Annotated in this window: 14 protein-coding genes; 8 read left to right on the forward strand and 6 right to left on the reverse strand. The window is 62.7% G+C overall.

Annotated elements, in window-relative coordinates; genetic code table 11:
- Positions 1-148 precede the first annotated feature (148 nt).
- Both PQR08_RS20770 and PQR08_RS20775 read left to right on the forward strand, forming a co-directional pair.
- Complete coding sequence (locus tag PQR08_RS20770; protein WP_250484328.1) at positions 149-1,306, forward strand: extracellular catalytic domain type 1 short-chain-length polyhydroxyalkanoate depolymerase; 1,158 nt, start codon at positions 149-151, stop codon at positions 1,304-1,306.
- Between the two features lie 139 nt (positions 1,307-1,445).
- The gene (locus PQR08_RS20775; protein WP_187605558.1) at positions 1,446-1,619 is read left to right on the forward strand and encodes a DUF3563 family protein; all 174 of its coding nucleotides are present in this window, start codon (positions 1,446-1,448) and stop codon (positions 1,617-1,619) included.
- A gap of 115 nt (positions 1,620-1,734) precedes the next feature.
- On the opposite strand, the gene PQR08_RS20780 is transcribed toward PQR08_RS20775, so the two are convergent.
- From PQR08_RS20780 to PQR08_RS20790, 3 genes are all read right to left on the reverse strand, one after another.
- On the reverse strand, positions 1,735-2,556 hold the full coding sequence (locus tag PQR08_RS20780; protein WP_035502393.1) for a BPSS1780 family membrane protein: 822 nt from the start codon (positions 2,554-2,556) through the stop codon (positions 1,735-1,737).
- A 9-nt stretch (positions 2,557-2,565) separates the two neighbouring features.
- Positions 2,566-3,534 (reverse strand): homoserine kinase, encoded by a 969-nt coding sequence (locus tag PQR08_RS20785; RefSeq protein WP_250484329.1) that lies wholly within the window; start codon positions 3,532-3,534, stop codon positions 2,566-2,568.
- 118 nt (positions 3,535-3,652) lie between these two features.
- Entirely contained in the window at positions 3,653-4,063 is a 411-nt protein-coding gene (locus tag PQR08_RS20790) for a hypothetical protein (protein WP_187605561.1), read from the reverse strand.
- Positions 4,064-4,294: 231 nt separating this feature from the next.
- On the opposite strand from PQR08_RS20790, the gene PQR08_RS20795 reads away from it, so the two are divergent.
- Positions 4,295-5,821 carry an AMP nucleosidase gene (locus PQR08_RS20795; protein ID WP_250484330.1) on the forward strand — a complete coding sequence of 509 codons (1,527 nt, stop codon included), beginning with the start codon at positions 4,295-4,297 and terminating at the stop codon, positions 5,819-5,821.
- 175 nt (positions 5,822-5,996) lie between these two features.
- Here PQR08_RS20795 and PQR08_RS20800 read toward each other — a convergent pair whose 3' ends face one another.
- On the reverse strand, positions 5,997-6,746 hold the full coding sequence (locus PQR08_RS20800; RefSeq protein WP_035502399.1) for an LOG family protein: 750 nt from the start codon (positions 6,744-6,746) through the stop codon (positions 5,997-5,999).
- A gap of 1 nt (position 6,747) precedes the next feature.
- On the opposite strand from PQR08_RS20800, the gene polA reads away from it, so the two are divergent.
- The 3 genes from polA (at position 6,748) to PQR08_RS20815 (ending at position 12,082) form a co-directional block, all read left to right on the forward strand.
- Complete coding sequence (gene polA / locus PQR08_RS20805; protein WP_187605636.1) at positions 6,748-9,486, forward strand: DNA polymerase I; 2,739 nt, start codon at positions 6,748-6,750, stop codon at positions 9,484-9,486.
- 163 nt (positions 9,487-9,649) lie between these two features.
- Positions 9,650-11,014, forward strand: coding sequence for an NAD(P)/FAD-dependent oxidoreductase (locus PQR08_RS20810; protein ID WP_187605563.1), 1,365 nt, complete (start codon positions 9,650-9,652; stop codon positions 11,012-11,014).
- A 192-nt stretch (positions 11,015-11,206) separates the two neighbouring features.
- On the forward strand, positions 11,207-12,082 hold the full coding sequence (locus PQR08_RS20815; RefSeq protein ID WP_035502403.1) for a dienelactone hydrolase family protein: 876 nt from the start codon (positions 11,207-11,209) through the stop codon (positions 12,080-12,082).
- Between the two features lie 6 nt (positions 12,083-12,088).
- On the opposite strand, the gene PQR08_RS20820 is transcribed toward PQR08_RS20815, so the two are convergent.
- Both PQR08_RS20820 and PQR08_RS20825 read right to left on the reverse strand, forming a co-directional pair.
- Positions 12,089-12,958 (reverse strand): sulfurtransferase, encoded by an 870-nt coding sequence (locus PQR08_RS20820; protein WP_250484331.1) that lies wholly within the window; start codon positions 12,956-12,958, stop codon positions 12,089-12,091.
- 112 nt (positions 12,959-13,070) lie between these two features.
- Entirely contained in the window at positions 13,071-14,177 is a 1,107-nt protein-coding gene (locus tag PQR08_RS20825; RefSeq protein WP_238214750.1) for an aromatic ring-hydroxylating oxygenase subunit alpha, read from the reverse strand.
- Between the two features lie 311 nt (positions 14,178-14,488).
- On the opposite strand from PQR08_RS20825, the gene PQR08_RS20830 reads away from it, so the two are divergent.
- Both PQR08_RS20830 and PQR08_RS20835 read left to right on the forward strand, forming a co-directional pair.
- Positions 14,489-14,821 carry an exodeoxyribonuclease VII small subunit gene (locus tag PQR08_RS20830; RefSeq protein WP_035502408.1) on the forward strand — a complete coding sequence of 111 codons (333 nt, stop codon included), beginning with the start codon at positions 14,489-14,491 and terminating at the stop codon, positions 14,819-14,821.
- The gene (locus tag PQR08_RS20835; RefSeq protein WP_250484332.1) at positions 14,818-15,705 is read left to right on the forward strand and encodes a polyprenyl synthetase family protein; all 888 of its coding nucleotides are present in this window, start codon (positions 14,818-14,820) and stop codon (positions 15,703-15,705) included. Before PQR08_RS20830 ends, PQR08_RS20835 begins: the two co-directional genes overlap by 4 nt.
- Positions 15,706-15,776 lie beyond the last annotated feature (71 nt).

Consider the following 15,776-nt stretch of genomic DNA (forward strand, 5'->3'; position numbering starts at 1 on the left):
TGGCTTTTTTGTTGAATTGCTGTTAATTCATCCCGATATGTGAGTTCGGGGCGCGCGTCGTCACCGCGGTTTAGTGCTATTGTGCACTGCACAACCCGACGCGTTTCGACGCGTCATCCGATTGCACGTTTGTGGAGGACCCAGCCCAATGTCAAAAAGCCTTACCAAGCTCTGGTTGCGCGGCTTGAGACGCCTGGTCGCCGGCCAGGTGGATGCGATTCGCTCACCGAAGCCCCGCGCGGCGGCCAAGCCTGCGCGCGTGAAGACCACCAAATCGAAACTCAAGCCACGCACGGCCGCGAAAGCGCCGGTCGCGCCCAGTGCCGCCGCGCGACCGGCGGCGCGTGAATCGCGCGTTCGTCCGCGTGCGTCGGCGTGGGCGCGCGGCAAGTGGGCGCGCTCGTACCACTCGGCGCCGCCCACGGCCGGGCGCTTTGTGAATCACATGTCGTACGCGCTCTATATGCCGCCCAAAGCCGGGTCCGAGCCGATGCCGCTCGTCGTGATGCTGCACGGCTGCAAGCAGAACGCCGACGAATTCGCGCAAGGCACGCGCATCAATCTTCTCGCCGACAGATACGGTTTCGCCGTGTTGTTCCCCGAGCAGTCGAAGCACGATCACGCGCATCGCTGCTGGCGCTGGTATGACGATGCCGGGAGCGGCGGCGGCGAGGCGACGTCGGTCGTATCGCTGGTGAATGCGGTCGTCGAGCAGCACGATCTGGATGCGGAGCGGGTGTATGTCGCCGGAATGTCCGCCGGTGCGGGGCTCGCGGCGCTGCTCGCCGTGCGTTATCCGCACATGTTCGCCGCGGTCGGCCTGCATTCGGGCGTGGTGTTCGGCGAGGCGCGCTCGGCCATCGGTGCGATGGACGTGATGCGCCGTGGCGCGCGCAGCGATCCCGTTGCGCTGATCGACGCTGCCGTCGACGTCCGCGACTATCCGGGCATGCCCGCGATCATCGTGCACGGTGAGCTGGATTCCGTGGTGACGGCAGCGAATGCCGCGCAACTGGCGAAACAGTTTCTGCGGCTGAACGGTTTCATCGATGCGGCGGGCAATCGCCGCGCGGGCGAGGCACGCGAGGAAGAGCATCCGGACGGCGTCGTGACCGATTATTTCAAGAACAGCCGGCGCGTCGTGAAGACGTCGATCGTGCGCGGCCTCGGGCATTCATGGGCCGGTGGCGACGATACCGTCGCGTTCCATTCGTCCAAGGGGCCGGATTCGGCTGCGGTCATGTGGGAGTTCTTTAAGCACCAGCGGCGCCCCGGCGAGGCTGCGCGCGATGCGTATGTCGCCTGAAGGTCGCCGCCCAGCGTTTCAGGTGTTGCAAATTAGTCTTTCGTATCAATCTTCTAGCGGTTAGGGCTGGTGTTTGATAAGGGATTACCCTATAATCGGTTTCATAGGTAGTAACCCCAGTATTCAAGCGAGGTCCACCATGTTCCTGATTAGCCGCATTTTCCTGTTCCTTACCAAGTCCGCTGACGAGCGCGATCGTGCGCGCGACGACGCCTATCTGGCCGAAGCCACGGACATCTACGATCTCGAATATCGTATGAAAAAGCTGGATCGGCGTGCGATCGCTCGTCACCCGTCGTGGATGTCGAACTAAGCGTTTCGGTTTGAAGTGCGCCAGTCGGTTTCGGCGTCACTGCGGAATGTAAATGCAAAATGCCGGCTTTCGAGCCGGCATTTTCGTTTGCAACGCCCCCAGATGCGGCATCAAGTCAGGCGTTGGGCGTGCCGGTCGCGTCCGGAATGTCCGGCGAGTCCGACGACTGCACGCCGAAACAGCCGCGATAAGTCGCGTAGAACGAGCAATACAGCGCGGTCGTGACGATGATCGAAGCAGGCATGAGCACCGCCAGCGCCATTTCCTGACCCGCGCCGAGCGCCTGCATCAGCGCGGTCAGGCCGAACGACACCGCGAGCGCGATAGCGATCCACAGCACGCCGTAGTAAATAAACGCGCCACGGTTGCGCCAGCAGGACACGAGGCTGAAGAACAGCGCCTTCGCGGGCGGCACGTCGTGCCATGCGACGAGTATCGGCGCGAACCAGAACAGCATCGCAACTGGCACATAGCACCCCATCGCGACGAGCACTGCGAGCGGGCTGAAGCTCGCGGCGACGGTTTCCGGATCGCCGCTCGGGCCGTCGCCCATCATGATGCTGAGCAGTGTGCCGCCGTCGACGAGCGCCGATGCCGTGAAGATCACCGCCATCGCGACGATATACAGCGCGCCCAGCGCGAGCAGCCGCCGCGCGACGACGCTGCCGTACGAACGGAAGCCGTCGACGAGTATGGTCGGCCAAACGGGCTTGCCCGCGATCGTGTTGCGGCACGCCGCCATGAAGCCGACCGCGATGCCCGGAATAAAGAGCAACGGCAGGAGCGGGCCGAGGAGCGGCACGCGTGAGATCAGCGTCATCACGAACAAATAGGCGAAGAACACCGTGAGAAACGCAAACGGGTTGCGGCGGAACAGCCAGATGCCCTGACGGAACCACACGTAGCCGGTCTTGGCGGGAACTTCGATCAGTCGCATGTGGCTAGGTTATCGATTTACGGGAGAAGCGGCTTTGACGCGTTCGCGCAGAATGCGTTCGAAGTGGCCGGGATCGTGCGCGTTCAGCATCTGTGCTTCGCGCGGGCGATGGAAGTCGAAAAGGCGCGACACCCAGAAGCGCATCGCGCCGGCGCGCAGCATGTCGTTCCAGTGACGCTCCTCCGCGGGCGTGAATGGGCGCACGGTCTGATACGCGCGCAGCATCGCGTCGACGCGCGCCGAATCGAGCGCGCCCGTGGCGAGGTCGATGCACCAGTCGTTGACGGTCACGGCGACGTCGAAGAGCCACTTGTCGACGCCCGCGAAGTAGAAATCGAAGAAGCCGCCCAGTCGCGCGTGCTCGCGGCCGTGGGCAAACAGCACGTTGTCGCGGAACAGATCGCAGTGACACGGGCCATCGGGCAGCGATGCGTAATCCGCCGTGCCGAAGAACGCCGCCTGATGCGCGAGCTCGCTCTCGAAAAGGTCACGCTGCTCGCGGCTCAGAAAATCGACGATCGAGGGCGCCTTCTCCTGCCACCACGAAAGGCTGCGCAAATTCGGCTGATGCTGCGAAAAATCGCGGCCCGCGAGATGCATGCGCGCGAGCATCTGCCCGACTTCGATGCAATGCGCGGGCGTCGGCGCAAGTTCGGGCGCGCCTTCGAGCTTCGTCACGATGCTTGCGGGCTTGCCGTGGAGCATGCCGAAGAGCGAGCCGTCGCGGCGCGGCATCGGATCGGGAACGGGCACGCGATGCGACGCCAGATGCCGCATCAGATCGAGATAGAACGGCAGTTGCGTCGCCGTGAGGTTCTCGAAGATCGTGAGCACGTACTCGCCGTGCGTCGTCGTGAGAAAAAAGTTGCTGTTCTCGATGCCCGACTGGATGCCGCGAAATTCGACGACATCGCCGAGATCGTAGTCTTGCAGCCAGTCGCCGAGATCGGCGTTGGTGACGGGAGTGAAGACGGCCATGCGGGAAAGCGTCGGTCAGGTTGGACGGCCGGGAAGAGGCCTGTGAACGGAGGCGCCGGGCAAGGAGCCACGGTGCCGCGACCCGCCCGGAAAGAGCGGGTCCGAGAACGATACGGGATCAGTAATGCAGGTTGATCGACGGCAGGCGCGTGCTCGCCTTGCCGTTGTCGCGCACTTGCGGCGATGTGTCGGCCGGCGCGCTCATCTGATAGCGCGTGCCGAAATTGGAATGCACATCGATTTCGACGGGTTTGCCTTTGTCGCGGAATTCGGTGATTTCGGTGCCGTTGGTGCTCAATTCGTGATAGCTCGGCGTGCGCGGCGGAGAAATCTCGACTTTCGAGCTGACATTCGCGGGCGGGCGATTGATGGCTTTCAGATCCGGAAGGCCAGCGGCTTCTTCCGGCGACATTTTCTGGGTCGCCGGTTGGGGTGCCGTGCTGCCGGCCTGCTGTGCCGGCTGCGCGAATGCGCCGAAGCTTGTTGCGGCGAGGACTGCCGCGGCGGCGGCGCAAAGGTGCGGCTTCATGATGGTTCTCCAGGCGATGGCCGGATTCTAACAAAACGGTTGCGGACTCAGTGACTCGCGCTGGGTCAACGCCTTATTTTGCGCTGGTTTCGCGAATTTTGACTTCGGAAACCAAAAAGGTGTTGCGAGGTGTGATCGCACGCACTCACACAAAGAGGGACTTCATGGTTCGCGCATTCTTCCGTGTTAATGTCGATTCACTACGAGGGCATTTGAAGAACACACAAGATCATGACAAACGACCGGACTCAAAGCACACAGGGCACACCCGCCAACGATTTTCCGACCGAATCCTTCGATGATCCCGCTGCCGCCGTCACGCGCCTTTCGTCGATCTATGAAGCGAATACCGCATTTCTGCGCGATGCGTTCGCGCGCTATCGCCGCAACGAGCGCTTCACGCATCGTGTGCGCGCGTGCTACCCGTTCGTGCGTGTGCGCACCGAACTGAACACGCAGATCGATTCGCGGCGCTCGTATGGTTTCGTGGCGGGCCCGGGCATCTATGAAACGACGCTCACGCGTCCCGATCTCTTCGGCGATTACTATCGCGAGCAATTGCGACTGCTCACGAAGAACCATCACGTGGGCCTCGAAGTGGGTGTGTCCGCGCATCCGATTCCGATTCACTTTGCATTCGCCGAAGGTATTCATCTCGAAGGCGATCTCGATCGCGACCGGCTCCTCGCGATGCGAAATATCTTCGATACGCCCGATCTCGCGCTGCTCGACGATCGCATCGTCAACGGCACGTACGAGCCGGGCCCGGGCGAGCCACATCCGCTTGCGCTGTTCACGGCGGCGCGCGTCGATTTTTCGCTGCATCGGCTGAGACACTACACGGCGACGTCGCCCACGCACTTTCAGAACTACGTGCTGTACACGAACTACCAGTTCTATATCGATGAATTCGTGAAGCTCGGCCGCACGATGATGTCGCGCGCCGATGACGAGGAAACGCGTGCTTATCGCAGCGAGTATTCGTCGTTCGTCGAACCGGGCGATGTCGTCACGTATAACGCGAATCTCGGCGAGCAGCCGGAGGAGGGCACGGCGTCCGCGCGTCTGCCGCAGATGCCCGCGTATCACCTGAAGCGTGCGGACGGCAGCGGCATCACGATGGTGAATATCGGCGTGGGGCCGTCGAACGCGAAGACGATCACGGATCACATCGCGGTGTTGCGGCCGCATGCGTGGATCATGCTCGGGCACTGCGCGGGATTGCGCAACACGCAGCGTCTGGGCGATTACGTGCTCGCTCACGGCTATGTGCGCGAAGACCACGTGCTCGATGACGATCTGCCGCTGTGGGTGCCGGTGCCGGCGCTCGCGGAAGTGCAGGTTGCGCTCGAGCGTGCGGTCGCGCAGGTGACGCAACTCGAAGGCGTCGACTTGAAGCGCGTGATGCGCACGGGCACGGTCGCGAGCGTCGATAACCGTAACTGGGAATTGCGCGATCATCGCGAGCCGGTGCGTCGGCTGTCGCAGAGCCGGGCGGTCGCGCTCGACATGGAAAGCGCGACGATCGCGGCGAACGGGTTCCGTTTCCGCGTGCCGTATGGGACGTTGCTATGCGTGTCGGACAAGCCGCTGCATGGCGAACTGAAGCTGCCCGGCATGGCCGATCAGTTTTATCGCGCGCAGGTGGATCAGCATTTGCAGATCGGGGTGAAGGCGATGGAGTTGCTGCGCGAAAACGGGTTGTCGAAGCTGCATTCGCGCAAGTTGCGGAGTTTTGCGGAAGTGGCGTTTCAGTGACGCGGCGTACTGCGGCGGGCGGCAGGATGCCGCCCGCAAAGAGTTTATTGCTGCACGCGTGGGGCGTTTAACAAACCAAGCAATGGCAACTATTTTGGACAACTACTGCATGACGAACGTCCCGTCATGCAGTACAAGAAATACGTCCATCGAAAGCGGCCACTGCATCGACACCTTATAGATAAAACATCCGATCCTCATCCGACTTACCTTCCGCCGGCTGTTCGACCGAGTCTTCCCGATCTTCATAGAACCGCAGCACGGCATCGAGCACCTGATCCGGATCGTCGATCACCTGCATCAGATCGAGATCCTTCGGGCTGATCACGCCGTTGGTCAGCAACGTGTTCTTGAACCAGTCGAGCAGTCCAGCCCAGAACTCCGCGCCGACGAGCACGATCGGCACATGACGCGACTTCTTCGTCTGAATGAGCGTCAGCACTTCGGCGAGCTCATCCAGCGTACCGAAGCCGCCCGGCATCACCACGACCGCATCCGAGTTCTTCACGAACGTCACCTTGCGCGTGAAGAAGTGACGGAAGCGTAGCGAGATGTCCTGCCACTGATTGCCCGATTGCTCGTGCGGCAGTTCGATATTGAGGCCGACCGAAGGCGACTTGCCCGCATGCGCGCCTTTATTGGCCGCTTCCATGATGCCCGGCCCGCCGCCGGATATGACGGCGAAGCCCGCGTCGGAGAATTTCTGCGCGATTTCGATCGTGAGCTGATAGTACGGCGACTCCGGTTTCAGGCGCGCCGAACCATAGATGCTGATGGCAGGGCGAATCTCCGAGAGGTACTCGGTCGCCTCGATAAACTCTGCCATAATCGTGAACATCTGCCACGATGCGCGAGCCTTCTTGGCCGTCGCGCGCTCTTGATCTGCGAGTGATCGCAGACTCGGAATCACTTTTCTCTTGTTCATAATGCCTGAAGAACTAAGTCTTGAAGGTAAGACCCTGCTATTGGTCGACGGTTCTAGCTACTTGTACCGGGCCTACCATGCGATGCCGGACTTGCGAGGCCCCGACGGCGGGCCCACCGGCGCTCTGTATGGCATGATCAACATGCTGCGGCGCTTGCGGCGCGAAATCAATGCAGAGTATAGCGCGTGCGTATTTGATGCCAAAGGCAAGACTTTCCGCGACGACTGGTACGCCGAGTACAAAGCCAACCGGCCCTCGATGCCGGAAGACCTCTCCAGACAGATCGAGCCCATTCACGTCGCCGTGCGCGCGCTCGGCTGGCCGCTCGTGATGATCGAGGGCGTCGAGGCCGACGACGTCATCGGCACGCTCGCCGTCGAGGCCGAGAAGCGCGGCATGAAGGTGATCGTGTCGACGGGCGACAAGGATCTGGCTCAGCTCGTGACGGATCATGTCACCCTCATCAATACGATGACCAACGAAACGCTCGACCGTGCCGGCGTGCTCGCGAAGTTCGGCGTGCCGCCGGAGCGGATCGTCGATTATCTGTCGCTCATCGGCGATACCGTCGATAACGTGCCGGGCGTCGAGAAGTGCGGTCCCAAGACAGCGCTCAAATGGCTCACGCAATACGAAACCCTTGATGGCATCGTAGAACATGCCGGCGAGATCAAGGGTGCGGTAGGAGACAATCTGCGCAAGGCTCTGGACTTCCTGCCGATGGCGCGAAAGCTCGTCACCGTGCACACGGAATGCGACCTCGCTTCGCAGATCGAGTCGATCGAAGGCACGCTTCTGGCGCGCCCCGAAGCGCGCGACGAGCTGCGCGACGTGTTCATGCGTCACGGCTTCAAGACATGGCTGCGCGAAGTCGAAATCGCCGATGCCGTCGAAGGCCCGACCGACACGCCGCCCGCCGAAGTCACCGAAATCGTGCATCACTACGAGACGGTGCAGACCTGGGAGCAGTTCGACGCATGGCTTAAGCGCATCAATGAAGCGGAGCTCACGTCCTTCGACAGCGAGACCACGTCGCTCGATCCGATGACCGCGCAGATCGTCGGCATGTCGGTGTCGACCGAGCCCGGTCACGCGGCCTACATTCCGGTCGCGCATCGCGGGCCGGATGCGCCCGAGCAATTGCCGCGCGATGAAGTGCTCGCGAAGCTCAAGCCCTGGCTCGAAGACGCATCGAAGAAGAAGGTCGGTCAGCATCTGAAGTACGACGAGCAGGTGCTCGCGAACTACGGCATCGAAATGCGCGGTGTCGAGCACGACACGCTGCTGCAATCGTACGTGCTGGAGTCGCATCGTCCGCACGACATGGACAACCTCGCGTTGCGGCATCTCGGCGTGAAGACGATCAAGTACGAGGACGTCGCGGGCAAGGGCGCGTCGCAGATCGGTTTCGACGAAGTGCCGCTCGACAAGGCCGCCGCCTATGCGGCCGAAGATGCGGATATCACGCTGCGTCTGCATCAGGCGCTCTATCCGCAAGTGGCGCGTGAGGAAGGGCTGTTGCATGTGTATCGCGACATCGAATTGCCGACCTCGCGCGTGCTGCGCAAGATGGAACGTAACGGTGTACTGATCGATCGCGCGCGGCTCGATACGCAGAGCAACGAGATCGCGAAGCGTCTCATCGACTTGCAGGCGCAAGCCTACGAACTCGCGGGCGGCGAATTCAATCTCGGTTCGCCGAAGCAGATCGGCCAGATCTTCTTCGAGAAGCTGCAATTGCCGGTCGTGAAGAAGACGCCGAGCGGCGCGCCTTCCACCGATGAAGAAGTGCTGCAAAAGCTCGCGGAAGACTTTCCGTTGCCGAAGGTGCTGCTCGAGCATCGCGGACTGTCGAAGCTCAAGTCCACGTACACGGACAAGCTGCCGCGCATGGTGAATGCATCGACGGGACGGGTGCACACGAACTATGCGCAGGCCGTCGCGGTGACGGGGCGCCTGTCGTCGAACGAGCCAAATCTGCAGAACATCCCGGTGCGCACGGGCGAAGGGCGGCGCATTCGCGAAGCGTTCATCGCGCCGCCGGGCAGGAAGATCGTGTCGGCGGATTACTCGCAAATCGAACTGCGCATCATGGCGCATATTTCCGGCGATGAATCGCTGATGCGCGCGTTCAAGGAAGGCGAAGACGTGCATCGCGCGACGGCGTCGGAAGTGTTCAGCGTCACGCCGCTCGAAGTCGATAACGATCAGCGTCGCATCGCGAAAGTCATCAACTTCGGTTTGATCTACGGCATGAGCTCGTTCGGCCTCGCGTCGAATCTCGGCATCACGCGCGATGCGGCTAAGCTTTATATCGACCGCTATTTCGCGCGTTATCCGGGCGTCGCGGCGTACATGGAGAACACGCGCGTGAGCGCGAAGGCGAATGGCTTCGTCGAGACCGTGTTCGGCCGGCGTCTGTGGCTGCCCGAGATCAACGGCGGCAGCGGGCCGCGTCGTCAGGCGGCGGAGCGCGCCGCGATCAACGCGCCCATGCAGGGCACCGCCGCCGATCTCATCAAGCTGTCCATGATCGCGGTGCAGGACTGGCTGGAAGCGTCGGGCATCGGCGCGAAGATGATCATGCAGGTGCACGATGAACTCGTGCTCGAAGTGCCCGAGGAAGCGCTTCCCGAGGTCAGGAAGCGCTTACCTGAACTGATGTGCGGCGTCGCGAAGCTGAAGGTGCCGCTCGTCGCGGAAGTGGGTGTCGGCAACAACTGGGAAGAGGCGCACTGAAGGCGCACTGAAATTCTTTGCGCAAGGCATATGCGGCGGATGTCGCATATGCCCGACATGTTGGTGACACGCTTGTGACTGTCATCGAAGCTCACGCACAATAAGTCAGTCGAGGAAGAACAGCACGAAGGCCGATCCAATATAAAAGCACAGGGAGAGATCCATGCATCGCTTCATCATCGTCGGCGGAGGGGCTGGCGGCCTCGAACTCGCGACTCGTCTCGGCGACCGTTTCGGCTCGACGGACAGCAAGACCCCGCCCAAAGCGCAAGTCACGCTCGTCGACCGCAATCCGACGCATATCTGGAAGCCGCTCCTGCATGAAGTCGCAGCGGGCAGCATGGACCCTTTCACGCAGGAACTCGAATACGCGGCGCAGGCGCTGTGGCATGGCTTCGAATTCCAGCAGGGCGACCTCGTCGGACTGGATCGCGCCGCAAAGCGCATCACGATCGGCGCGTTGCGCGATGAAGAAGCCGGCGAGCTGCTGCCCGAGCGCGAGCTGGAATACGACACGCTCGTCATCGCTATCGGCAGTACGACGCATTTTTTCGGCGTCGAAGGTGCGCAGCAGAACTCGATCGCGCTCGATACCGTCGGTCAGGCGGAGCTCTTCCGCAAGCGCCTGATCGCGGCCTGCATGCGCGCCGAGCACTTCGCGCCGGAACCGGTCGCGGCGGGCGTGGAGGACGGCGAGGACGAACCCGGGGTCGATCCCGTGCCGCGCATCCAGGTGGCGATCGTCGGCGCGGGGGCGACGGGCGTCGAATTGTCGGCGGAACTGCGCAATACCGCGCAGGTGCTTTCCGCATACGGATTGCACAAGCTCGATCCGAAACACGATATCGGCATCGTGCTGATCGAAGCCGGGCCGCGCATTCTGCCCGCGCTGCAGGAACGCGTGTCCAGCGCGACGGCGGAACTGCTCACCAAGGTCGGCGTGAAGCTGATGACCGGCGAAACGGTCGCACAGGTTTCGCGCGACACGATCCGCACCGCGAGCGGCAAGATGATTCGCGCGGATCTCACGGTCTGGGCGGCGGGCATCAAGGCCCCCGCGATCCTTACCAATCTCGAAGGTCTGCCGACGAACCGCCTCGGTCAGCTAATCGTGCGCCGCACGCTGCAAACCGAAACCGACGACAACGTCTTCGCGCTCGGCGATTGCGCCGCGTGTCCGTGGCCCGGCAACGAGCGCAACGTGCCGCCGCGCGCGCAGGCCGCGCATCAGCAGGCGAGTTTTCTGTTCAAGTCGTTCGAGCGGATGTTGCAGGGCAAGCCGCTGCCCGAATACACGTATCGCGATTTCGGCTCGCTGGTGTCGCTCGGGCATTACAGCGCGGTCGGCAATCTGATGGGCGGGCTGATCGGCGGCAATATGCTGATCGAAGGGCTCTTCGCGCGCTTCATGTACATGTCGCTCTACCGGCTGCACGTCGCGGCGCTGCACGGCTATGCGCGCATGGTGCTCGATACCGTCGCGCACTGGCTGCGCCGCTCCACCGCGCCACGCGTGAAACTGCACTGACACGGAATAGAACGCCTGCGTCATTCGTTCAAAGCTGTTTAGAATGGGCGGCGCGCCCGACCGAGGGCGCGCGTTCTTCGTCGTGCAGCGCCGCGCCGCGTGCAGCCTCGAGCACGTCGCGCGGTTCCAAGGATCCACGCCGTCGCGCTCGATCGCGAAAGTGACGCGACGGCCCCGCCGCGGGAGCTATTCATGCTAGACCCTGAAGTCGACAGCCTCATTCCGCACGTTCCGTTCAATCGGCGCACGTTCATCAAGGCGACCTTCGGCACCGGCTTCGCGGCCGCCGTGCTGCCGGTGTCGGCGCAAACCATTCATACCGATTCCGACGGGCTCGAGGCGGGCGCGATCGGCATACGCGGTGCGGACGGCACGCTCGTGCCCGCGTATCGCGCGCAGCCGAAGGGCAAGACGCATCTGCCGGTGATCATCGTGATTCACGAGATTTTCGGGGTCCACGAGCATATCGCCGATGTCTGCCGGCGCTTCGCGAAGCAGGGTTATCTGGCCATCGCGCCAGATCTCTACACGCGTCAGGGCGATGCGTCGGCGTACAAATCGATGCAGCAACTGAACGAGCAACTGGTGTCGAAGGTGCCCGATTCGCAGGTGATCTCCGACATCGACCAGACCGTCAAATGGGCGGGCGAACATGGCGGCGATCCGAAGCGCATCGGCATCACTGGATTCTGCTGGGGCGGGCGCATCGCCTGGCTCTATGCCGAGCACAATCCCAACCTGAAGGCGGCGGTGGCGTGGTACGGGCGGCTCGTCGGCAACAAGACCGAGAACACGCCGAGCAATCCCATCGACCTCGCGAGCCAGCTCAAGGTGCCGGTGCTCGGGCTGTATGGCCGGCAGGATCAGAGCATCCCGCAGGACACCATCGAGCAGATGAAGCAGGCGCTCGCGAACGACCCGCCGCCCGCGAAGAATTCGCAGTTCGTCGTCTACGACGACGCGCCGCATGCGTTCTTCGCGGATTACCGTCCGAGTTATCGCAAGGCCGACGCGGAAGACGGCTGGAAGCGCGCGCTCGCGTGGTTCCGCGAGCACGGCGTCAAATAACGACGTTCAGGGATTCGGGCCGGTCGCGACCGGTCGGCCCGGATCGGCGCTCCACTCGCTCCACGACCCCGGATAGAGCGCCGCGCCGTGCAGGCCCGCGATTTCCATCGCGAGCACGTTATGGCACGCCGTCACGCCCGATCCGCATTGCAGCACGATGCGGTCCGCCGGCGTCGTGCCAACCAGCGAGCCGAACGCCTCGCGCAGTTCGTGCGCGGTCTTGAAGCGGCCTTCCGCCGTCAGATTGTTCTTGAAGAAATGATTGAGCGCGCCGGGGATATGCCCGCCGACGGGATCGATCGTCTCGTTCTCGCCGCGATAACGGTCGGCGGCGCGGGCATCGATCAGCAGATGGTCGCGCGTGCCGATGCCGCGCTCGATCGCCGGTGCGTCGATGGTCACCTGGAGCGGCGCGCCGGCCTTGAACGTGCCTTGCGTCTTCGGCGGCACGGCGCTGTCGAGCGGATTGCCCGCGGCTTCCCACGCCTGCAGGCCGCCATCGAGCAGCGCGACGGAATCGTGGCCGAGCCAGCGCAGCAGCCACCACAGACGCGCGGCGTACATGCCGCCGTGCGCGTCGTACGCAACCACTTGCTGGCCTTCGTTCAGGCCGAAGCTCGCCAGCTTTGCGACGAGCGCGGCGCGTTCTGGCAGCGGATGACGCCCGTTCGTGCCGGTCTTGACGCCGGACAAATCGCGATCCAGATGAAGATAGTGCGCGCCGGGAATATGCCCTTGCGCATAGGCCGCTTCGCCCGATTCCGGCGCGGCGAGATCGAAGCGGCAATCGAAGACGAGGATGCTGCCGGGCGCGGCGGCGAGCCGTTCGGCGAGATTCGTCGCCGAGATGAGCGTGGTGTAGTGGGTGTGCGGCATGACGGCTCCTCAAGCGGCGCTTGTAATGCGGGGATGAGCCAATAGTCTAAAAGAAAAAACGGGCTCGAAAGCCCGTCTTTTGCCGACGTCCGACGCAAACCCGGAACCGCGTTCAGATGGTCCCGAGTTGATGCCGCAGGAACTCGTGGAAGTGCTGCATGCCGGATTCCATCGGGCTCTGATACGGGCCGACCTGATTCTCGCCGCGCGACATCAGCGCGCGACGGCCGGCATCCATGCGCTCGGCGATTTCGTCGTCCTCGCGCGCGGTTTCCATGTATGCGGCGCGTTCCGCCTCGATGAACTCACGCTCGAAGAGCGCGATTTCCTCGGGGTAATAGAACTCGACGATGTTCGTCGTTTTCTGCGTGCCGTGCGGAATGAGCCACGACACGACGAGCACGTGCGGATACCACTCGATCATCAGACCGGGGTAATACACCATCCAGATCGCGCCGAATTCGGGCGGCGTGCCGTTGCGGAAGCGCAGGACCTCGTCGTGCCACTTGCGGTACGTCGGGCTGCCCGGCTTCTCGAGATTCTTGTGGACGCCGACGGTCTGGACGCTGTACCAGTCGCCGAATTCCCACTCGAGGTTGTCGCACGACACGAAGCTGCCGAGGCCCGGGTGGAACGGCGCGACGTGATAGTCCTCCAGATAGACCTCGATGAAGGTCTTCCAGTTGTAGTTGCACTCGTGCACTTCGACGTGATCGAACATGAAGCCCGAAAAGTCGAAATGACGCGCTGTGCCAAGTCTCGCGAGATCCGCAGCGACATTGCGGCCCTCCGATTCGAAGAGCAGGCCTTGCCAGTTCTGCAGCGAAGTCTTGCCGAGGTTCAGGCAGGGCTTGTCCGCGAAATGCGGCGCGCCGAGCAGTTGACCGTCGAGATCGTAGGTCCAGCGATGCAGCGGGCAGACGATGTTCTCCGCGCTGCCGCGGCCATTGAGCATGATCGCCTGGCGATGACGGCACACGTTCGACAGCAGCTCGATATTGTTCTGCTGATTACGAACGAGCACGCGCCCTTCGCCTTCGCCCGGAAGCGCGAAATAGTTTCCCGCATCGGGAACCATGAGTTCGTGCCCGACGTAGCGTGGACCTTGCTTGAAAAGTGTGTCGAGTTCGCGCGTAAGAAGCGCTTCGTCAAAGTAAGCCGTGACTGGCAGCTGGCTATGAATGGCATTCAGCTGCAATGCATTGCTCAGATTGGACATTCCCACTCCCGATGAAAACGTGAAAGCAGTGAACAACCCAACCATCGAAGATTCGATTTAGGGAGCCCGCGATTATACCGAAATCCCCCTCCTTGGGGTACTTAAGGCCTTGATTTGGGTATAAATTGTCGCGAGAGTTCCTCGCAATCGCCACGCGGACGAACGCAGATGGCACGTTCGGCGACGATTGGCGGACAATCCGGCAAAGCACTCTTGGCCGTTTCGCGCGGACGGGATGCGGGTCGAAAAATTGTCTTTTGCCGTAGAATGTGCGACTTGGTTCCAAAAATTCAATTGCACATCCACGATTCATGGCGAAGACCGCTGTCCAGGAAACAGTCGAGCAAACCGGCGACGCGCAAGGCGCGGACGCCGCGCAGCTTCCGGAGAATTACGAGTCGGCGCTGGAGGAACTCGAATCGCTTGTCGCGCGCATGGAAGAGGGCGCGCTGAGTCTCGAGGAATCGCTCGCGGCCTATCGCCGCGGCGCGGCGCTTGTGGGCTTTTGCCAACAGCAGCTCGAAAAAGTCGAGCAGCAGGTACGCGTTCTCGATGGCGAGACGCTCAAGCCGCTGCCCGCCGAGGTACAGCGCGCCACCCAGGGTGCCGGAGCGACAAACGACAACGGGGACGACGACCTATGAACTTCGAACAATGGATGCGCGCGACGCTCGATCGCGTCGAGACGGCGCTCGAACACTATCTGCCGGGCACGGACGTCGCGCCGGCGCGTCTGCATGAGGCCATGCGCTATGCAGTGCTGGGCGGCGGCAAGCGCGTTCGTCCGCTGCTCGTCCACGCTGCCGGCGAACTGACCGGCGCGAGCGCGCCGGCCGTGGAAGCGGCGAGCGCGGCGCTCGAGATGATTCACGTCTATTCGCTGGTGCATGACGACATGCCCGCCATGGACGACGACGCATTGCGCCGGGGTAAGCCCACGGTACACATCCAATATGACGAAGCGACGGCACTGCTCGTCGGCGACGCGCTGCAATCGCAGGCGTTCGTCGCGTTGACGACCGAAGGCAATGGTCTGGCCGATGGCCAGCAAGCCGCGCTCGTGCGCGAGCTGGCACTCGCGAGCGGTTCGCTCGGCATGGCGGGCGGACAGGCGATCGACCTCGAAAGTGTCGGCCGCAAGCTGTCGCGCCCTGAGCTCGAGACGATGCATCGCAAAAAAACGGGTGCGCTGTTGCGCGCGTCGGTGCGCATGGGCGCGCTCGCGGGCACGCATCCGGGCGCGGAGGCGCTCGCGTCGCTGGATGATTACGCCGCCGCGATCGGCCTCGCATTCCAGGTCGTCGACGACATCCTGGATGTCACCGCCGATTCCGCCACGCTCGGCAAGACCGCCGGCAAGGACGCGCAGCACGACAAGCCCACTTATGTGTCGATCATCGGGCTCGATGCGTCGCGCGAACTCGCCGCGCAACTCGGCCGCGACGCGCACGCCGCGATCCAGCCGTTCGGCGCACGCGGCCAGCGCCTGGCAGAACTTGCCGACCTGGTCGTGAACCGGGTGAATTGATTGTTGAACGCGTGACGAACCCCACGGCGGGAAGAGACATAATCGCGCCGAACGAATCACGCCAGTTTTCC

The organism is Caballeronia jiangsuensis (assembly GCF_046030135.1).
GTDB classification, from domain to species: Bacteria; Pseudomonadota; Gammaproteobacteria; order Burkholderiales; family Burkholderiaceae; genus Caballeronia; species Caballeronia jiangsuensis.